Source organism: Mycobacterium sp. 4858, assembly GCF_900240975.1.
Classification (GTDB): domain Bacteria; phylum Actinomycetota; class Actinomycetes; order Mycobacteriales; family Mycobacteriaceae; genus Mycobacterium.
The window spans coordinates 3,672,584-3,692,515 of the sequence record NZ_LT968776.1 but is presented as its reverse complement, the minus strand read 5'-3'; the positions used below and the strand labels follow the sequence as shown (position 1 = coordinate 3,692,515).

The following is a 19,932-nucleotide window of genomic DNA, read 5'->3' as shown; positions in this document are numbered from 1 at the left end:
CGCTCAGTCGCCCTCACCCTGCGGCGGCAGGTCCTTGACTGCCTGCGGGTCGTTCTCGGTCATGCCGACCTTGGCCGCACCTCCCGGCGAGCCCAGCTCGGTGAAGAAGTCGGCGTTGATCTGCGTGTACTGGCTCCACTGCTCGGGCACGTCGTCTTCGTAGTAGATCGCTTCGACGGGGCAGACGGGCTCGCAGGCCCCGCAGTCGACGCACTCGTCGGGGTGGATGTACAGCATCCGCGCGCCCTCGTAGATGCAATCGACCGGGCACTCCTCGATGCACGCCTTGTCTTTGATGTCGACACAGGGCTCGGCGATCGTGTAGGTCACAGACGTCTCCTCCATGTACTGCTTTTAGTGTGGGCTGCTCTTCGGCTCGCGGCCGGCGCGTCCGGCCGCCTCAGGCAAAAGCTTTCGGTTACTGATACTAGACGTTGCACATACACGTCAACCACTTGGCACGCCCGTTAAATGGACGATTTAAGACTGCCAGTCTCGGGCCCCGCGACCGGGGGTCGTTTCGCCGAGGGCGAACGGTCGCCTCGGGCCACTGACCTGCACAAAGTCACGCTCCAGCGGGGCCCGCCGATAGTCATTGCGATGGAAGCATGTTCGCGGCGCCTGGTAATCTCGACGTCAGACGGCAGCCGCTGGCAGATGTCGTCGCCTTTATAGCGGTGCATTAATCGGGGAAGGTGTCCACACATGAGGCTGTCGTTGACCAAATTGACCGTTGCCGTCGGTAGTGCGGCCGTCGCGTTGACCGCCGGCGCGGGAATCGCGTCCGCGGATCCGTCGGACGCGATCATCAACACCACGTGCAACTACGGGCAGGTGATCGCCGCGCTCAACGCCACCGACCCGGCGGCCGCCGCGCAGTTGAACAGCTCGCCGATGGCGCAGTCGTACATCCGCAGCTTCCTGGCCTCGCCGCCGCCGAAGCGCCAGCAGATGGCCCAGCAGATCCAGGCGATGCCGTCGGCGATGAAGTACTACGACGACATCAACCAGGTCGCGGTCACCTGTAACAACTTCTGAGCCGTCTGAGTCGAGGCGGTTCAGTAACCGCTGAGCAGGCCGCGCAGGCGGCCTAGCGTTTCTGGCCCGACGCGGCTGCAGATTCGGGACGGGTCCGCGGGCCTGCGCCCCCAGAGCAGCAGGACGCGGGCGGCGGGGTCGGTTTCCAGCGTGGCGGGGCCTTCGGGCGCGGCGAGTTCGATGGTGGTGCGGTCGGCTTCGGCGCCGAGCACGACGTCGTCGGTGTCCGGGGCCCGCAGCCGCGCCTCGATGCGCTCGCCCGGCCGAAGCCCCTTGGCTCCCTTGGCCAGCAGCGGTTTGCCGACGGCGACGACGCTGTGGGTGGTCATCCACGGCTCGGCCAGCCCGGCCTGGAAGGTCGCCGGGAGATCGGGGTCCCCGGTGATGTCCCACCCGTGCAGCACGAGCTCTTCGCGCATGTGTTCGGCGAACCAGGGCACCTTCATGGTGCGGCCCGTCCATGCGACGTCGGTGTCCTGGGGCACGTCGTCGGCCGCCTCCGCGATCCGGTTCAGGGTGGCCATCCGGTCGAACAGCGCGTCCCACAGGTCCGCGTCGTTCAGGTTGCGCAGTGGTCCCTCGCGTTCCTCGAAGCCCCGGGTGCCGACGGGTTCGCTGTCCAGGTGGGCGGCCAGCACCCGGGCGATCTCCTCGGCGTTTCCGGCCTGATGGACGACGATGTCGCGCACCGTCCAGGCCTCACACCAGGTGCCAGAGTCGGGCCGGCGCCGCTGCACCGCGTCTACGAACGGCCGCCACTCGGGGAACCGGTCGTCATCGATCTGTCGGTTCACGGCGTCGGGTATACCCGCCGCCACGGGCTGCTAAGCGGCCCGCGGGGCGTAGGTTGTGGTGCGTTGGCGCGCCGGGCGCCCGATCCCCTCGGCGATCGCGGTCAGCTCCTCGACGGTCTTGGCCGACCCGTGCTCGGACCCGGCCATCCGCGAGATGGTCTCCTCCATCAGCGTGCCGCCCAGATCGTTGGCGCCGCCGTTGAGCATCACCTGGGTGCGCTCGACACCCAGCTTCACCCAGCTGGTCTGAATCTGGGATATGCGGCCGTGCAACATGATTCGCGCCAACGCGTGCACGGCCCGGTTGTCTCGATGGGTGGGGCCGGGGCGCGCCGCGCCGGCCAGATACAACGGCGAACTCTGGTGCACGAACGGCAACGGCACGAACTCGGTGAACCCGCCGGTGCGGTCCTGGATCCCGCGCAGCACGTTGAGGTGGGCGACCCAGTGCCGCGGGCTGTCCACGTGCCCGTACATCATCGTCGACGAGGACCGCAGGCCCACCTCGTGCGCGGTGGTCACGATGTCGATCCATTCCGAAGTCGGCAGCTTGCCCTTGGTCAGCACCCAGCGCACCTCGTCGTCCAGGATCTCGGCCGCGGTGCCCGGGATGGTGTCCAGCCCGGCCTCGCGCAGGCTGATCAGCCACTCGCGCACGCTCAGCCCGCTCTTGGTGACGCCGTTGGCGATCTCCATCGGAGAGAAGGCGTGCACGTGCATGGACGGCACCCGCGCCTTGACGGCGCGCACCAGGTCGGCGTAGCCGGTGACCGGCAACTCCGGGTCGATCCCGCCCTGCATGCACACCTCGGTGGCGCCTTCGACGTGCGCCTCCCACGCGCGGTCGGCCACCTCTTCGGTGGACAGCGAATACGCGTCGGCGTCGCCCTTGCGCTGCGCGAACGCGCAGAACCGGCACCCGGTGTAGCAGATGTTGGTGAAGTTGATGTTGCGGTTCACCACGAACGTCACGTCGTCGCCCACCGTGTCGCGGCGCAGCGAGTTCGCCAGCGCGGCAACGGCTTCCAGTGCTGGTCCGTCCGCGGTGGCCAGCGCCAGGTACTCGCCGTCGGTGCAGCCGGCGGGATCGCGCTCGGCGGCCCGCAGCGCGGCGAGCACGTCGGTGTCTAGGCGTTCTGGCGCTTTGGCGCCTTGGACGGTCAGCTCGTGCACGTGCGCGCGGATCGATTCCCAGTCGCCGAAGGCGCTGTCCAGATCGCTGCGGGCTTCGGTGGCGCGGCCCTCGGTGTCGATCGCCGCGTTGAGGTCGGTCCGCCCGGCGGACGCGACGTCGTCGGGCTCCTGCCAGGGCAGGCCCACCGGATTGATGTCGCGGGCCAGGCCGGTCGCCGGGTCGGCCAGCGCCAGCACGTGCCCCCGCACCCGCGGGTCGATCCACGCCGCCCCCGCCTGCACGTACCTGGGCTGGGCGGTGAGTCGCTGCACGAGTTCGTATCCGGCCTCGGCGGTGATGTCGGCCAGGTCGTCGAGCGCGGGCCACGGCCGCTCGGGGTTGACGTGATCGGGGGTCAGCGGCGACACCCCGCCCCAGTCGTCCACCCCGGCCGCCACCAGCGCCAGGCACTCGTCGCGGGACACCAGATTGGGGGGCGCCTGGATGCGCATGCCGGGACCGAGCACCAACCGCGCGACCGCCACCGTCGCCAGGTAGTCGTCGATCCCGGCGTCGGGAACGGCGGCCATCGCGGTGTGTTCCTTGGCCCGGAAGTTCTGCACGATCACTTCCTGAACGTGCCCGAACTCCTTGTGCGACTTGCGAATCGCGTGCAACGTGTCGGCCCGCTCGGTCAGCGTCTCCCCGATCCCGACCAGCAGCCCGGTGGTGAACGGAATCGACAGCCGTCCCGCGTCGGTGAGCGTGCGCAGCCGTACCGCCGGGTCTTTGTCCGGACTGCCGTAGTGCGCAAGACCTTTCGTTTCGAACAGCCGCCGCGAGGTCGTCTCGAGCATCATGCCCATTGACGGCGCCACCGGCTTCAGCCGGGCCATCTCCGACCAACTCATCACGCCGGGGTTCAGGTGCGGCAGCAGTCCGGTCTCTTCGAGCACCCGGATGGCCATGGCCCGCACGTAGGACAGCGTGGAGTCATAACCCCGTTCGCCGAGCCATTCTCCCGCCTCCGGCCACCGATCCTCGGGCCGGTCACCGAGTGTGAAAAGCGCTTCCTTGCAACCGAGTTCGGCGCCGCGACGGGCGATGTCGAGGATCTCGTCGGGCTCGAGATACATGCCCGCCCCCTGCGCGCGCAGCTTGCCGGGCACGGTGACGAAGGTGCAGTAGTGACACGTGTCGCGGCACAGGTGGGTGACCGGGACGAACACCTTGCGCGAATAGGTGATGGGCAACCCGCCGCCCGGGCCGCGCCGGCCCGCCGACGCCAATCCGGCGTCGCGTACCCGCGCGGCGCTGGCGCACAGATCCGCGAGGTCCTCGCCGCGCGCGGTCATCGCAACGGCCGCCTCATCGACATTGAGCGCGACACCGTCTCGAGCGCGGCGCAACACCCGCCGAAGCGCCGACGCGTTGGTCTTCGGGGGAATCACAGGAATAGGAAGAGCGGTAGGCTCCTCACCCGGAGTCAGCGGCACCTTCGTGTAACTTCCCCACGATCGAAATTCATCCGCGTGTCCCAACATGTGAAATTTTCTTCCGACCCGTCCGGGCCCCGTCTGCGCAACAGTCAACAGTAGCGGCAGGGCCATACCGCCGAGCGGGGACGTCCCGGCCCCCGTGCCGGCGAGAACGTCAGTGCCGGTGGCCGCGTCGCCACAACACCCAGAACGGCGGCCCGACACCGAGCACGATCAGCAGCAGGGCCCCATAGGCCATCAGGCCGCGACCCCCCAGGATGACGTCGTCGGCCGGGCCGCCCATGCTGATCACCGCCACCGTGAACAGCCACGTCCACAACGGCAGCGCGGCCAGCCGCGACGACGTGGTCCACCGCCCGGCGGCCCACACCAGCGCGGCGTTGACCAGGCCGGAGATCAGGCCGCTGATGGGAAACGGGACCGCCCCGATGTAGGAAGGCAGCAACAGGGCCCCGGCCAGTGCGGAGAGGACCCCGTCGACGGCGAGCAGCGCCAGGACGACGAACCGGATCGCGGGGTCGGTCGCGCCGGCGTCCTCGAGGGACGCGGCGCGCGGCTCGGTTGCGGTCAGGTCGGAACGCTGTCGATGTTGGAGAGTATCGAGCCGATCACCCACTGCAGGCTGTCGAGTCGGTCCTGCCAATGCTGCTGATTAGGGTCCAGGTCGGGGTCCATGCGAAATCCTTCCGTGGCTGCCTGATTGGCAAGCCTACCGCGTGCCGGCCGCGGTGAAACCAAGCCCCGCAAGCAGATCTGTTTCCCAGCCGCGCTCGTCGCGCTCCCCCGCCGTGCCGGCGGCCAGCACGTAGTGTTCCTCGGCCAGGATCGGCAGCGCCATGTTGTTCGACAGGGCGCAGGCCCGGCCGGTGGGCCCGACGACCACCTGGGTGGCGTGCGCGGCGAGCGCCGCCCTCTTCGCCGCCCACGCCTGAGGGGCGGGTTCGACGACGGCGTCGATGTCGGCGTCCGCATACCCGAAGCCGAACTCTTCCTCCGGCGCAATGCTCCACTCCGGCAGCAGATCCTCGTCGCCCAGGGCGTGCAGGCCCGCCATGAAGGCGCGCGTCGCGAACACCGACCAGTAGAACTTCGGCACGGTCCACGGCTCGCCGGGGAAGTCGCCGGAGCCGGCGGCCGCCACGGCGGCGGTGGTGACGGCGTGGGTGTGGACGTGGTCGGGGTGGCCGTAGCCGCCACCGGGGTCGTAGGTCACGACCACGTGGGGGCGCTGCTCGCGAATGACGGCCACCAGCGCGCCGACGGCCTCCTGCTCGTCGGCGTCGATGAACCGCCGGCGCCGCCGCCCGGGTGTGCCCTGCATGCCCGAGTCGCGCCAGCGCCCCGCGCCGCCTAGGTAGTGGGGCGCGCCCACGCCCAGCGCGCGCAGCGCCTCGGTGAGCTCGCCAATGCGGTAGCCCCCCAACTGATCCGCGCGATCGACGGCCAGTTCGGCCCAGCGATCGCCGATGATTTCGCCCTCCTCGCCGAGCGTGCAGGTGACGACGCGGACCTCCGCCCCGCGCGCGGTGTAGTGGGCGATGGTGGCGCCGTTGCTGAGGCTCTCGTCGTCAGGATGGGCGTGGACGAACAGCAGCCGTGGAGTCTCAGGCATGGACGCACAGTACCCCCCGGCCGGTCAGCGGTCTCGTCGCAGCCGATAGGAACGCATACGGCTACTATCGAGGGATGCCGCAGCTCACCCAGACCGCCCCGGCCGGCAGCCGGAGCCGCCGACGGGGCGAGGTCCTCGAACGGGCGCTCTACGAGGCCACCCTGGCCGAACTCGCCGAAGTCGGCTACGGCGGGCTGACGATGGAGGGCATCGCGGCGCGCGCCCAGACCGGCAAGGCGGCCCTGTACCGGCGCTGGACCACCAAGTGCGAGCTGGTGCACGCCGCGCTGGTCCACACCCTGCCCCCCTTGCCCGAGGCCCGCCCGGGTCGTTCGGCCCGGGAGAACCTGCTGACGGTGTTCACCGCCCACCGCGACGTGTGCGCCGGCAAGACCGCCTTTCCCGGAATGGCGACCGTGAACCAGCTGCTGCACGAACCCGAGATGCGCGCCATCTTCGCCGACGCCGTGGTGGCGCCCCGCCTGCAGATCGTCGAATCGATCCTGCAGGCCGCCGTCGCGGAGGGCGACCTGGATCCGGAGATGATCACCCCGCTGACCGCGCGCATCGGCCCGGCGCTGATCAATCAGCATTTCCTGCTGACCGGGTCGCCGCCGAACCGCCGCGAGCTGGCGCTCATCGTCGACACCGTGATACCGCCGCGACGGGCGAGCGCCACCTTCGAATAGCGGGCCGACGGGGACCGCTCAGGGGCCCGTCTTGATCCACTGGCCGGCGTCGCCGACGATGCCGACCGGCACCGCGCCCGTGAGACTGACGTTTTGCACGCTCGGGCCGGCCGCCACGATCGTGGTGTCCTGCAGGATCGGCAGCACGGTGGACATGTTCCACAGTCGCGGCTCGACCGCGGTGATCACGTCGTTGATGTTCTTGGTGCCGTTGAGCGCGGCGTCGATGTTCGACTGCACGCTGCGATCGCAGATCCCGGTGAGGTTCGACGGCGCCTGCACCAACGCGTTGGGGTCCGCCGGGCGGCTGGGCGGGGTCGACGTCGGCGTGGTGGCCGAGGTTCCCGGCCCGGTGGTCTTGGGTCCGGCCGAGGTGCTCGTCGGCCCCGTGGGCGTCGGCACCTGCGTCGCCTGCAGCGCCGGGCAGCCGTACCGCGACGCCAACCGCGTCGCCAGGTTCCCACCCGCCTGGTGCCAGCCGATGATCGCGTCCACCTGGTTGTTGTTCAGCGCGTCGCGATACAGCGTCACCGGGTCCAGCGCCAGCACGCTGGCGGCGATGCCGACGTTGCGCAACTGGTCGGCCGCGGTGTTGGCGACCGCGACGGACGTCGGGTCGTTGGCCGCCACGCCGATGACCAGCGACAGCTGCTGGCCGTCCTTGCTGATGCGGCCGCGGATGACCTCCGGCGGGCCGCTGTTCGCCGGTGTCGGCGCCGGCGACCCCGCTGAAGCCGAAGCGTTGCCCTCCACCTTGTAGCCCGAGCCCTCCAGCAACCCCAGCGCCGCCGGCGTCGTCATCGCGGGCGGTGCGGTCGGCTCGTAGCCGGGATCGCTGGGCGCCCGCACCTGGGCCTGGTCCAGTGTGACCGTGTTGTCACTGCCCGCGCCCACCGCCGCCAGCAGGTCGACGTCGAGCAGCCCGAGGACAGCCTTGCGGACCTGGGCGTCGGACAGCTTGGGCTCGTTGGCGCGCAACGTCAGCTGCATCACCCGGGGCGTCACGATGCGGGCGGTGCGCACGTCGGGGATGGCAGACAACTGCGCGAAGGCCGCCGACCCGCCGTGCACCTGGGCCACCTGGGTGTCGCCGTTGCGGACCGAATCGGCCAGCGCCGCCGGCGCGCCCGCCCGCCGGAAGAGAATGAGCGCGGGTTTGGCCGGTGTTCCCCAGTAGCGGTCGTTGCGGGCCAGCAGGATCTCGTCGCGCTGCGGATCGATGCTCTCCACCCGGAATTGGCCGCCGGTGACCGGGAGCGCGCGGGCCAACCCGGCCGCGAACCCGCCCGGCACATCCTTGACGATGTGCGCCGGAAGGATGTTGCTGAACAACTCTTTCCAGGACGGATACGGCTGGGCGAAGGTGACCACCGCCTGCTTGCCGCCCTCCAGCGACTGCACGCCGGTGATGAGGTCGTAGCCGGCCGGATCGACGACGCCGGGCTGGCTGACCATCTGCCGCCACAGGTACCAGAAGTCGTCGGCGCCGATCGGCGCGTTGTCGGTCCACTGCGCCTCCGGCCGGATCTTGTAGGTCACCGTGAAGGGGTTCTCGTTGGTGACTTCGGCGGCCTCCAGCAGGGTCGGGTCCATTTCCCAGCGCGAGCCGGTCGGGGTGCCGGGGTCGGGCACCGGCCGGAACGCGCTGGGCAGCACGAGCGCGCTGATCGCCGCGTTCACCGGCGACAGATCGGACAACAGGTGCGGATTGAAGCCGGCGCCGATCGAGTCGATGCCCATGATGATCTGGGTGGGCCGCGGCGGCGGCGGTGGCGAGTTGTGCGGAGTGTCGGTGCTCTGCGGCGCCGGCGGGGGGTTGACCGTGCACGCCGCCAGCGCCAGCCCGGCCAGCGAGACGACCACGCCGACCGTCACGAAGAAACGGCGTACTCGTCTCGGCATGCCGATCAGGGTAACGAGCAGCCCCCCAACGGCCCGTCCGAGCACGCGCGGTTAACCCCGCGCCTTGGCCCGCGCCCGGCTGCGCCCCCGGGTCGTGGCATCCAGCTCCACCTTGCGCACGCGGACGATCTCCGGGGTCACCTCGACGCATTCGTCCTGCGCGCAGAACTCCATGGCCTGTTCCAGGTCGAGCTCGAGCGGCTTGGCCAGGGTCTCGATGACGTCCGCCGTCGACGACCGCATGTTGGTGAGCTTCTTCTCCCGGGTGACGTTGATGTCGAGATCCTCTGCGCGCGGGTTGATTCCGACGACCATGCCCTCGTAGGTGTCCTGGCCGGGTTCGACGAAGAACTGGCCCCGGTCGGCAAGCTGAATCAGCGCGAACGGCGTGATGGTTCCGGCGCGATCGGAGACCAGCGAACCGGTGTGGCGGGCCCGGATCTCCCCCGCCCACGGCCGGTAGCCGTCGAACACGGCGTTGGCGATCCCGGTGCCGCGCGTGATGGTCAGGAAATCGGTGCGGAACCCGATCAGGCCGCGGCTGGGCACGATGAAATCCATCCGGACCCAGCCTGCGGCGTGGTTGGTCATCTCCTCCATGCGGCCCTTGCGGGCGGCCATCAGCTGGGTGATCGCGCCGACGAACTCTTCCGGGCAGTCGATGGTCATCGCCTCGAACGGCTCATGCAGCTTGCCGTCGATCGTGCGGGTCACCACCTGCGGCTTGCCGACGGTGAGCTCGAAACCCTCGCGGCGCATCTGCTCGACCAGCACCGCCAGGGCGAGCTCGCCGCGGCCCTGCACCTCCCACGCGTCGGGCCGGCCGATGTCGACGACCCGGATCGACACGTTGCCCACCAGCTCCTGGTCGAGCCGGCCGCGCACCATCCGCGCGGTCAGCTTGTGGCCCGATCCCTTGCCCGCCAGCGGCGACGTGTTGGTGCCGATCGTCACCGAGATCGCGGGCTCGTCGACGGTGATCCGCGGCAGCGCGTGGGCGTGTTCGGGGTCGGCCAGGGTGTCGCCGATCATGATCTCGGGCAGGCCGGCGACCGCCACGATGTCGCCGGCCACGGCCTCGTCGGTGGGGCTGCGCTCGACGCCCTCGGTGGCGAGCAGTTCGGTGATCTTGGCGCTGGTGATCACGGGCAGGCCGTCGACCTCCCGCATCCAGGCGACCTGCTGGCCCTTGCGCAGTTTGCCGTTGTAGATGCGGATCAGCGCGAGCCGGCCGAGAAACGCCGACGCGTCGAGGTTGGTCACCAACGCCTGTAGCGGCGCCTCGGCGTCACCGGACGGCGCCGGGATGTGCTCCATCAGCACGTCGAACAACGGGTCCAGGTTGTCGCCAGAAGGCACCTCGCCGTTGGCGGGCTGTTCGGTGCTCGCAATGCCGGCCCGGCCGGACGCGTACAGCGTCGGCAGGCCCAGCGCGTGCTCGGCCGCCTTGGCAGCCTCGTCGTCGAGGTCGGAGGCGACGTCGAGCAGCAGGTCGTGGCTGGCCTCCACCACCTCGGCGATGCGCGCGTCGGGCCGGTCGGTCTTGTTGACGACGAGAATCACCGGCAGGTGCGCGGCCAGCGCCTTGCGCAGCACGAACCGCGTCTGCGGCAACGGCCCCTCGGACGCGTCGACCAGCAGCAACACCCCATCCACCATGGACAGGCCGCGCTCCACCTCCCCGCCGAAGTCGGCGTGCCCGGGAGTGTCGATCACGTTGATGACCGTCACCGTTCCGTCCGGGTTGTGGCGATGCACGGCGGTGTTCTTGGCCAGGATGGTGATGCCCTTTTCTTTTTCGAGGTCACCGCTGTCCAAGATGCGTTCCTGGGTGTCGTCGCCGCGGTGGTGCAGCGCCCCCGACTGCCGCAGCATCGCGTCCACCAGGGTCGTTTTGCCGTGGTCGACGTGGGCGACGATGGCGACGTTACGGAATGGCACGTCGGTGATTGTGGCAGCGGGGGGCATGACAAAGCGAACTGGCAGGCGGGCGAGCGCCCGGTCCGGTGTGCGTCGGGGGCGGCCCGCCGCGGCGTGTCGCCGCCCTGAGCGCACCCGGAAAGCCCTCAGCGCACACCCGGCGGCCGGCCCGCCTACCAGCCCCTTCGGCGGGGCGCCGCGCCAACCAGTTCGCCCTGTCCGGCCTCGTCGCGGCTGCGGTAGACGATGTAGGGCCGGAACAGGTAGGCGACAGGCGCGCTCAAGACGTGCACCAGCCGGGTGAACGGCAGCAGCGTGAACAGCACCATGCCGATCAGCGCGTGCAGCTGGTAGTCCAGCGGCGCGTTGATCATCACTTCGCCGTGCGGTTGCAGGATCCAGATCCGGCGGAACCACAGACCGACCGTGTAGCGGTAATGGAACTCGCCGCCGTGCGGGCCGGTGCCGATCAGGTCGCAGTACAGGCCCACCACGATGGCCAGCACCAGCACCACATACATCACCTTGTCGCTGCGCGTGGTCGCCATGGACACCGCCGGGCGGGTGAACCGCCGGTAGATCAGCAGCCCGATTCCGGCCAGGGCCGCGAAGCCCGCCAGTGATCCGGCGATGACCGCCTGCAGGTGATACGCGTGGTCGCTCAGCTTCAACATGTGCGTCACCCGCGGCGGGATGAACAAGCCCATCACGTGCCCGGCGAAAACCGCGAGGATGCCGAAGTGAAACATCGGGCTGGCGATCCGCAGCAGCCGCGACTCGTAGATCTGCGAGGAGCGGGAGGTCCAGCCGAACTTGTCGTAGCGGTAGCGCCACCAGGTGCCGACGATCAACACCGTCAGGGTGACGTACGGCGCGATATCCCAGAACAGTACGTTGCTAAACACTCCGCGCTCCTCCTTCGCGTCGGGGCGGTACCGTCAAGTCAAAGGGTTGCAGCCCAACGGCTTCCGCGGGCGGCCCGGCCTTCGCCAGGCGCTCAGCGCGGCGCACGTCGGAGTCGGTCGCGGCGGGCAGCGTCGCGCACACCGCCGCCACGCTGGGCTCGTAGGGCGACTTCGCGTCGGCGAGGGCGCCGCGCAGCACGTCGATGGGGACCCGGTGCGCGGTCAGCAGCCGCCGCCCCACCTCGGGGTCGACGGTGGCGGCGAACTCGAGCACGACGGGCAGGTGATCGGGCGCCTCGGCGCACGGCGGCGCCACCCCCGATTGCCGGTAGGCGGTGGCGAACTCCAGCATCTCCCGGCCACGGTTGCGGGTATCCCCGGCGGTCCAGTACGTCAGGTACATCGTGCAGTGGCGCCGCATGTCGAACGTCGCGACGTAGTCCATCGCCGCGGCCATCGGCTCGCGGGCGCGCAGCGCGGCCACGGTCTGGCCGAGCAGCTCCGCCGCGGGCCCGTTGAGGTGAGCGAGCAGCTCCCCGACGGTGCTCAGCCGAGCCGGCAGCTCGTCGTCGGGGTAAGCCAACAGCAACGACGCCGACTGCCACACCAGTCGGTCCTGCAGGGTGTCGGCCCGCCCGCGGCGGCCGGTGAGCAGCTTCACCTCTTCTGCTCTTCGGGAAACATGCCGGCGGGTACCTGGCGCCCGTCCCAGTTGAGCAGGTTCACCCGCCGCCGGCCGTTGCCGTCGGCGGCCGCCTCGCCGCCGGGCCGCTTGAGCGCGTGGAACGTCTCGACGGAGACGGGGACCGGCTCGCCCGACTCGTACATGCCCGGGCCACCGTCGCCCGTCAACGAGCAACCCATGTCCTCGAGGTCACGGGCCTGCGGGGCGAACGCGGTCGGAATGACATACCGCTCTTCGTATTTCGCGATGGCGAGCAGCCGGTACATCTCGTACATCTGCTCCTCGGTCATCCCGACGGAATGCGGTATGTGCGGCTGGGTCTCGCGCCCGAGGTTGATGTCACGCATGTAGGAGCGCATCGCCGCCAGCCGTCGCAGCACGCCCTCGACCACGGCGGTGTCACCGGCGGTGAACAGTTCCGCCAGGTACTGCATGGGGATGCGCAACGCGTCCAGCGCGCCGAACAGGTTGCCCAGCTCTTCCCCGTCGTGACCGTCGCGGCTCACCGCGTCGACGACCGGTGACAGGGGCGGGATGTACCAGACCATCGGCATGGTGCGGTATTCCGGGTGCAGGGGCAGCGCGACCTTGTAGTGATTGATCAACGCGTACACCGGCGAGCGCTGCGCGGCCTCGATCCACTCGTCGGAGATGCCCTCCGCCCGCGCGGCGGCGATCACGTCGGGATCGTTCGGGTCCAACAGGATTCGGCGCTGCGCTTCGTAGAGGTCGGTTTCGTTCTCCACCGAGGCCGCCTCCAGCACCCGATCGACGTCGTAGAGGACCAGGCCCAAATACCGCAGCCGCCCCACGCAGGTCTCCGAGCAGATGGTCGGCAACCCGACCTCCATCCGCGGATAGCACAGCGTGCACTTTTCGGCTTTTCCGGTCTTGTGATTGAAATAGACCTTCTTGTAAGGACATCCGGAGACGCACATCCGCCAGCCGCGGCAGCGGTCCTGGTCGACCAGCACGATGCCATCCTCGCTGCGCTTGTACATCGCGCCCGACGGGCACGACGCCACGCACGAGGGGTTGAGGCAGTGCTCGCAGATGCGGGGCAGGTAGAACATGAAGGTCTCTTCGAGCGCGAGTTTGACGTCCTCGTTGACGTTCTTCAGGATCGGGTCGCCGGACAGAATCTCCGGTGAGCCGGCCAGGTTGTCGTCCCAGTTCGGTCCCCAGGAGATCTTCATGCGCTCGCCGGACAGCAAGCTCTTGGGCGCGGCGGTGGGGAACGTGTCGCCCGCGGGGGCGGTGGTCAGGTTCTCGTAGTCGTAGGTCCACGGCTCGTAGTAGTCGTCGATGATCGGCAGACGGGGGTTGGCGAAGATGCGCAACAACTTGTGGATCCGGCCGCCGTCGCGCAGCCGCAGCCGCCCCTTCTTGTCGCGTATCCAACCGCCGCGCCACCGCTCCTGGTCCTCGTAGGTGCGCGGATAGCCTTGCCCGGGCCGGGTTTCGACGTTGTTGAACCACACGTACTCGGTGCCGGACCGGTTGGTCCACGCCTGCTTGCAGGTGACCGAGCAGGTGTGGCAGCCGATGCACTTGTCGAGGTTCATCACCATCGCCAGCTGCGCCATTACCTTCATGTCAGTACGTCACCTCCTGGCTGCGACGGCGCACCACGGTGACCTCGTCGCGCTGGTTGCCGGTCGGTCCCATGTAGTTGAAGGCGAACGCGTGCTGGCCGTAGCCCCCGGCGAGGTGGCTGGGCTTGATGCGGACGCGGGTCAGCGCGTTGTGGTTGCCGCCGCGCTTGTTGTTGGTCTCGGTGCGGGGGGTGTCGACCGTGCGCTCCTGCACGTGGTAGACGTACACCACCCCGTCGGGCATGCGGTGGCTGACGATGGCCCGGCACACGTAGATGCCGTTGGCGTTGACCGCCTCGACCCAATCGTTGTCACGGACTTGGAGTTTGGCCGCGTCGCCGGGGCTCATCCACATCGTCGGGCCGCCCCGGGACAGCGACAGCATGTAGAGGTTGTCCTGGTAGGTGGAGTGGAACGACCACTTCGAGTGCGGCGTCAAATACCGGACCGTCAGACCGATTCCGCCGTTACCGTCCGGGGTGGGGCCGAGCTCCGGCTGGCCGAACAGCCGCGTCATGTCCAGCGGCGGGCGGAACACCGGCAGGTGCTCGCCGAGCTCCTCGACCCAGTCGTGGGCCAGGTAGAAATGCATCCGTCCGGTGAGCGTGTGGAACGGCTTGAGGTTCTCGATGTTGATGGTGAACGGCGCGTAGCGGCGCCCGCCGGTTTCGCTGCCCGACCACTCGGGGCTGGTGATCACCGGGACCGGACGCGCCTGGGTGTCGGCATAGCTGATGCGCCGCTCTTCACTGCCCTCGGCGAGGTGGGCCAGCCGCTGGCCCGTCCGCTTCTCCAGCTCGCGGAAGCCCTCGACGGCGAGCCGGCCGTTGGTGGTTCCGGACAACAGCAGCAGCACGTCGGCCATCCGCGCGGCGGTGGTGATGGCCGGACGCCCGGCCGCCGCACCGGAATTCATCACGCCGAACTTGGCCGCCAGCTCCTCGACCTCCCGGAACGGATGCACCGTGATGCCCTTGGTGGTCACCCCGAACGTGTCGACCAGCGGGCCCAGGGTCTGCCACTTGTCATAGATGGCGCCGTAATCGCGTTCCACCACCGTGAGTTTGGGCATCGTCCGCCCGGGCACCGGTGTCGCGCCAGTGTGCAACCAGTCCTCTTCCGTGCCGTCCGGATAGGCCATCGCGTCCGGCGTGTCGTGCTGCAGCGCGGTGAGGACCACGTCGCTGCGCGTGCCCAGGTGCCGCTTGGCCAAACCGCTGAAGGCACGCGCGATCGCACCGAAAGCCTCGAAATCCGAACGGGTTTCCCAGGGCGGATCGGTCGCGGCGCTGAACGCGTGCACGTACGGGTGCATGTCGGTGCTGGAGATGTCGGCCTTCTCGTACCAGGTCGCCGCCGGCAGCACGATGTCCGACACCAGGGTCGTGGAGGTCATCCGGAAGTCGATCGACATCATCAGGTCGAGCTTGCCCTCGGGGATGTCGCCCTGGCACCCCACGTCGGCGGGGGGTATCCCGTCGGCCGGCGGCTCGGCCTGGACGTTGGAATCGGTGCCGAGCAGGTGGCGCAGGAAGTCCCCGCCGCCCTTGCCCGCCGATCCGATCGGGTTGGCCCGCCACACCGTCAGCACCCGCGGCCAGTTGACCGGATTGTCGGGGTCGGTGACGGAGAGCTTGAGTTTGCGGTCGCGGAGCTGCTCGGCGACGTAGTCGGCGACGTCGCGCCCGGCGGCGCGGGCCTCGTCGGCGACGTCCAGGCTGGACCGGTCGAACTGCGGATAGAACGGGCTCCAGCCCATCGCCGTCGCCGAGGCCAGCAGGTCCATGGTGTGCTTGCCCGCGAACCGGCCCCGGCCCAGGGGGCTGGCCAGCTTGTCGGCCCCGTAGCCGTCGTAGCGCCACTGGTCGGTGTGCGCGTACCAATAGGAGGCACCCGGCACCTGTCGCGGCGGGCGCACCCAGTCCGTGGCCATCGCCATCGTCTGAAACCCGGTGAGCGGGCGCACCTTTTCCTGGCCGACGTAGTGGGCCCAGCCTCCGCCGTTGCGCCCCATCGAGCCGGTCAGCATCAACAGCGCGAGCACCGCCCGGTAGATCGCGTCGCCGTGGAACCACTGGCAGATCCCGCTGCCCATGATGATCATCGACCGGCCGCCGGATTCCTCGGCGCTACGGGCGAATTCGCGGGCGACGCGAATGGCCTGCGCGGCCGACACACCCGTGATCGCCTCCTGCCACGCCGGCGTGTTCTGCTGGGTCGCGTCGTCGTAGCCCGTGGGCCAGTCACCGGGCAGCCCCGGGCGTGCCACCCCGTACTGGGCGAGCATCAGGTCGAACACGGTGCAGACCAGGTGCTTGCCGACCCGGCGCACCGGCACGCCGCGGGCGATGGTGGCGCCCTCGCCGTTGACCGTGTCGAAGCTCGCCAGGTGCACCAGCGCGGTGGCGCCGTCGCCGTTGGCGCCGTGCGGGTCTCGCACGCTCAGCGCCGGCATCAGGCCGCCGAGGTCGAGATTCCACTTCCCGACGCCGTCCTCGCCGTAGCGGAACCCCAGGGACCCGTGCGGGACGGCAACGGAATTGCTCGCCTCGTCGAACACCGCCGGCTTGAGCGCCGCGTTCTCGACCGCCTCCCCCAGGTCCGCCGCGGTCAGATTCTTGCCCGGCACCAGCATGTCGCCGCGCTCTTCGAGCTTGATCAGGAACGGCAGGTCGGTGTAGCGGCGCGCGAAGTCGGCGAAGAACGGAACCTCCTTGCGCACATAGCATTCGGAGAGGATGACGTGGCCCATCGCCATGGCCAGCGCCCCGTCGGTGCCGGCCGCGCACGGCATCCACTCGTCGGCGAACTTGGTGTTGTCGGCGTAGTCCGGGCTGACGGTCACCACCTTCGTGCCGCGGTAGCGCGCCTCGGCCATCCAGTGCGCGTCGGGGGTCCGGGTGATCGGCACGTTGGAGCCCCACATCATCAGATACGCCGCGTCCCACCAGTCCCCCGATTCGGGGACGTCGGTCTGGTCGCCGAACACCTGCGGTGAGGCCACCGGCAGGTCGGCGTACCAGTCGTAGAACGACGTCATGGGGGCGCCGATCAGCTCGAAGAACCGCGAGCCGGCGGCGTAGGACACCATCGACATGGCCGGGATCGGGGAGAACCCGGCGACCCGGTCCGGGCCGTATTCCTTGATGGTGTGCACGTGGGCGGCGGCGATCAGCTCGGTGGCCTCGGCCCAGGTCACCCGGACCAGGCCGCCCTTGCCGCGGGCCCGCTGATAGCGACGGCGGCGCTCGGGGTCGGCCTGAATGTCGGCCCAGGCCAGCACCGGGTCACCCAAGCGCGCCTTGGCTTCCCGATACATCTCGACCAGCACGCCGCGGGCGTACGGGTAGCGCACCCGGGTGGGCGAGTAGCTGTACCAGGAGAACGACGCCCCGCGGGGACACCCGCGCGGCTCGTATTCCGGGCGGTCCGGGCCCACCGAGGGATAGTCGGTCTGCTGGGTCTCCCAGGTGATGATCCCGTCCTTGACGTAGATCTTCCAGGAGCAGGAGCCGGTGCAGTTGACCCCGTGGGTCGACCGCACCACCTTGTCGTGGCTCCACCTGTCGCGGTAGAAGACATCGGCCTCCCGGCCGCCCCGCCGCGTCACCGTGCGCAGGTCCGCCGAGAACTCGCCGGGCGTGAAGAACCTCCCGCTGCGCTCCAGTAACTCCTCGAGCGCTCCACCAACGTGTGGTGTGACAGTCAACAGGTACCCCTTCTCGTCCGTGGTGCCTCGAGTCGTGCGCGGGCCGTTGCTTCGACCGCAGCTGCGTGACGGTGGACCGTGTCGAGTGGCCCGTCATCGGTATCGGCGGCGCGCGTCCGCAAGCCGGCACCGGGCGCGGCAGACAGGTCTCGCACCTCCGCCGCGCGCGGCCTGTCAACGAACAATCGTCTTGTCAGCATGAGGTGTTGTGGGCCTGGAGGCGCCCGGCGCCTCCACCGCGACCGCGGGACGATGGATCGCTACCGCACTTCCAGGTCAAGTCGTTTACTACAAGTTCACGTTTGCGTTATATCTCAAGTTCACCTTGGCGACCTTCTGCGTCGCTGAATGTCAGCTGCCGGAAGGCTGTGGACTTGTTATGAGGCGGCCGTGGACAGCGTCCGCACCAGGTCAGGGACCCAGGCGCGGTCTGCGGGCACCCAGTCGACACCGGGCAGCTCGGCGGCCGTCACCCAGCGCACCGCCCGGTGGTCGCGGGCGTGCGGTTCACCACCGATCAGCCGCACGCGGTAGGCGCGCAGCGTCATGCCGTCCAGCGCGATGTCCTCACCCAGCCGGTCGCCCACCGCGACGTCGCCGGCCGTCAGGCCCAGCTCCTCGCCGAGTTCGCGCGCCAGCGCGCCCCGCTCGGTCTCACCGGGCGCCACCTTGCCGCCGGGCAGCTCCCAGCGGCCTGCCAACTCCGGCGGGCGGACGCGCTGCGCCACCAGGACCGCGGCGCGGCGGATGATCGCGCCGGCGACGACGATCTGGGTCGGCATGGCCAGACGGTATACGGTCGGGGCATGGCTGTGTTAACGGACGAGCAGGTGGACGCCGCACTGCCCGATCTCAACGGATGGGAGCGTGTCGAGGGCGCGTTGCGCCGCTCGATCAAGTTTCCGAGTTTCCTCGCCGGCATCGATGCGGTGCGCCGGGTGGCCGAGCACGCGGAAAGCAAAGACCACCACCCGGACATCGACATTCGTTGGCGGACGGTCACTTTCGCTCTGGTCACGCACTCCGAGGGTGGCATCACCGACAAGGACGTGGCCATGGCGCGCGACATCGACGAGATCGTCGGCGGCTAGCCCTTCAATCCGGCGCGCCGGCCGGTGGCGGCGATCCAGACGAGGGTGGCCACGGCCGCCACGATGTAGGCCAGGCCGGCCCAGGCCAGATACCACGGCCGGCTGACCTGCCAGATGGTCGGCTGGGCGAAGAGCAGCAGCCACGGCACGCCGACGATGGTGAGCGCAAGCCAGCCCCCGCCCACGATCCGGGCGCCGGGGCGCTCGCGCGGCGGCCCGTGAATCGCCCAGATCATCAGCGGCACCACCCACACCCAGTGATGGCTCCAGGAGATCGGGGACAGCAGCAGCCCGAACAGCTCGACCACCAGCAGCTTGCCCAGCCGATCCGAGGGCTCCAGCGCCCGCCACGCCAGGACGGCCAGGACCGCCGTGACCGCGATGGCGACCAGGACCGGCGGCCCGAAGCCGGCGTCGTGGCCCAGGATCCGGGAAATGCCGCCGCGCCAGGATTGATTGATCGACGTGGCGATGGGCCCCACGCGGTGCGCGTCGCCCAGCAGCTTCGTGAAGTAGTAGCGGGTCTGATCGCCGACGACCAGGACGGACACGCCGACGGTGCCGAGGAACACCACGAAGGAGAAGGCCGCCGCGGCCCAGCGCCGCACGCCGACCAGATAGACCCCGGCGATCGCGGGCGTCAGCTTGATCCCGGCCGCCACGCCTACCAGTAGCCCCGACAGCCACCAGCGCGCGGTCAGCGCCGCCCCCAGCACCGCGACCATCAGCAGCACGTTGACCTGTCCGTAGTCGAAGGTGCTGCGCAGCGGCTCGATCCAGATCGCGACCGCGGTCCACACCATGGCCGTGCGGTGGCCATCGGCGCCGGTCGCAACGCCCATCAACCGCTGGCTGATCCGGATCGCCGCGTACAGGGCGGCCATCGTCGCGATCTGCCACGCGAAGGCGACCACGCCGAACGGCAGCAGGCTCAGCGGATAGAAGACGACCGCCGCGAAGGGCGGGTAGGTGAACGGCAGCGGGAAGTCCGGTGTCTGGTCGGCGTAGACGTAGCTGTACAGCGTGCCGGGATGGTTGATCGCGGCGGCCCCGCCGAGGTAGACGTGCAGGTCGACGAAGTTCGCGCCGTGGGGCGTCAGATAGGTCCAGGCGAGCCGCGCGGCGACGCTGGCGGCCAGCAGCGCGGGCGCCGCCGCCCGCAGCAGACCCGCGATCCGCCGGCGCGGGGGGACCGCCGGGGGGGCCGAGGTGGTGTCTATCCGCCCGACTTTAGCGACGGCCGGGGCCCGCGCGGTATCGGCAGGCCTGGTCGCGGCCCGTCGGTCACCGCCGTCACTCGTATCAATAACGATCAAATAAATGCCACACGTGTCACTTGAGTCCCATCAGTATCAACGTAACTTCGGCGGCGGACCCGT

At 69.5% G+C, this 19,932-nt stretch carries 16 protein-coding genes; 3 read left to right on the top strand and 13 right to left on the bottom strand.

The features are described from left to right. Positions 1–3: 3 nt before the first annotated feature. Complete coding sequence (fdxA, locus tag C1737_RS26240; RefSeq protein WP_068096492.1) at positions 4–330, bottom strand: ferredoxin; 327 nt, start codon at positions 328–330, stop codon at positions 4–6. A gap of 375 nt (positions 331–705) precedes the next feature. On the opposite strand from fdxA, the gene C1737_RS26235 reads away from it, so the two are divergent. Then, positions 706–1,038, top strand: a complete 333-nt coding sequence (locus C1737_RS26235) for a hemophore-related protein (protein ID WP_067920009.1) — start codon at positions 706–708, stop codon at positions 1,036–1,038. A 20-nt stretch (positions 1,039–1,058) separates the two neighbouring features. Here the strand turns inward: C1737_RS26235 and C1737_RS26230 are convergent, their stop codons facing one another. From C1737_RS26230 to mshB, 4 genes are all read right to left on the bottom strand, one after another. After that, on the bottom strand, positions 1,059–1,832 hold the full coding sequence (locus C1737_RS26230; RefSeq protein WP_067920023.1) for a maleylpyruvate isomerase N-terminal domain-containing protein: 774 nt from the start codon (positions 1,830–1,832) through the stop codon (positions 1,059–1,061). Positions 1,833–1,862: 30 nt separating this feature from the next. Then, a complete protein-coding gene (locus C1737_RS26225) occupies positions 1,863–4,490 on the bottom strand; it encodes a bifunctional FO biosynthesis protein CofGH (RefSeq protein ID WP_233214824.1) in 2,628 nt (875 codons plus the stop codon). A gap of 109 nt (positions 4,491–4,599) precedes the next feature. Further along, positions 4,600–5,061 (bottom strand): hypothetical protein, encoded by a 462-nt coding sequence (locus tag C1737_RS26220; protein ID WP_067920013.1) that lies wholly within the window; start codon positions 5,059–5,061, stop codon positions 4,600–4,602. A 93-nt stretch (positions 5,062–5,154) separates the two neighbouring features. Then, complete coding sequence (mshB, locus tag C1737_RS26215; protein ID WP_102419825.1) at positions 5,155–6,057, bottom strand: N-acetyl-1-D-myo-inositol-2-amino-2-deoxy-alpha-D-glucopyranoside deacetylase; 903 nt, start codon at positions 6,055–6,057, stop codon at positions 5,155–5,157. Positions 6,058–6,131: 74 nt separating this feature from the next. Here mshB and C1737_RS26210 point away from each other — a divergent pair, with 74 nt between their 5' ends. Beyond that, the gene (locus C1737_RS26210; RefSeq protein ID WP_067920017.1) at positions 6,132–6,746 is read left to right on the top strand and encodes a TetR/AcrR family transcriptional regulator; all 615 of its coding nucleotides are present in this window, start codon (positions 6,132–6,134) and stop codon (positions 6,744–6,746) included. An 18-nt stretch (positions 6,747–6,764) separates the two neighbouring features. Here C1737_RS26210 and C1737_RS26205 read toward each other — a convergent pair whose 3' ends face one another. From C1737_RS26205 to C1737_RS26175, 7 genes are all read right to left on the bottom strand, one after another. Beyond that, positions 6,765–8,654, bottom strand: coding sequence for an ABC transporter family substrate-binding protein (locus C1737_RS26205; protein WP_197516289.1), 1,890 nt, complete (start codon positions 8,652–8,654; stop codon positions 6,765–6,767). Positions 8,655–8,699: 45 nt separating this feature from the next. Further along, positions 8,700–10,589, bottom strand: a complete 1,890-nt coding sequence (gene typA, locus C1737_RS26200) for a translational GTPase TypA (RefSeq protein ID WP_199182946.1) — start codon at positions 10,587–10,589, stop codon at positions 8,700–8,702. 152 nt (positions 10,590–10,741) lie between these two features. Further along, complete coding sequence (gene narI / locus C1737_RS26195; protein WP_067923494.1) at positions 10,742–11,473, bottom strand: respiratory nitrate reductase subunit gamma; 732 nt, start codon at positions 11,471–11,473, stop codon at positions 10,742–10,744. Further along, the gene (narJ, locus tag C1737_RS26190; RefSeq protein ID WP_102419824.1) at positions 11,466–12,134 is read right to left on the bottom strand and encodes a nitrate reductase molybdenum cofactor assembly chaperone; all 669 of its coding nucleotides are present in this window, start codon (positions 12,132–12,134) and stop codon (positions 11,466–11,468) included. The genes narI and narJ overlap by 8 nt, the downstream gene beginning before the upstream one ends. Beyond that, the gene (gene narH, locus C1737_RS26185) at positions 12,131–13,753 is read right to left on the bottom strand and encodes a nitrate reductase subunit beta (RefSeq protein WP_102419823.1); all 1,623 of its coding nucleotides are present in this window, start codon (positions 13,751–13,753) and stop codon (positions 12,131–12,133) included. Before narH ends, narJ begins: the two co-directional genes overlap by 4 nt. A 1-nt stretch (position 13,754) precedes the next feature. Beyond that, a complete protein-coding gene (locus C1737_RS26180) occupies positions 13,755–17,462 on the bottom strand; it encodes a nitrate reductase subunit alpha (RefSeq protein ID WP_102419822.1) in 3,708 nt (1,235 codons plus the stop codon). A 377-nt stretch (positions 17,463–17,839) separates the two neighbouring features. Continuing rightward, entirely contained in the window at positions 17,840–18,244 is a 405-nt protein-coding gene (locus tag C1737_RS26175) for a (deoxy)nucleoside triphosphate pyrophosphohydrolase (RefSeq protein WP_067920975.1), read from the bottom strand. Positions 18,245–18,268: 24 nt separating this feature from the next. On the opposite strand from C1737_RS26175, the gene C1737_RS26170 reads away from it, so the two are divergent. Further along, a complete protein-coding gene (locus C1737_RS26170; RefSeq protein ID WP_068092817.1) occupies positions 18,269–18,553 on the top strand; it encodes a 4a-hydroxytetrahydrobiopterin dehydratase in 285 nt (94 codons plus the stop codon). Here C1737_RS26170 and C1737_RS26165 read toward each other — a convergent pair. After that, positions 18,550–19,773, bottom strand: a complete 1,224-nt coding sequence (locus C1737_RS26165; protein ID WP_233214861.1) for a mannosyltransferase — start codon at positions 19,771–19,773, stop codon at positions 18,550–18,552. The genes C1737_RS26170 and C1737_RS26165 overlap by 4 nt on opposite strands. Between the last annotated feature and the right edge of the window lie 159 nt (positions 19,774–19,932).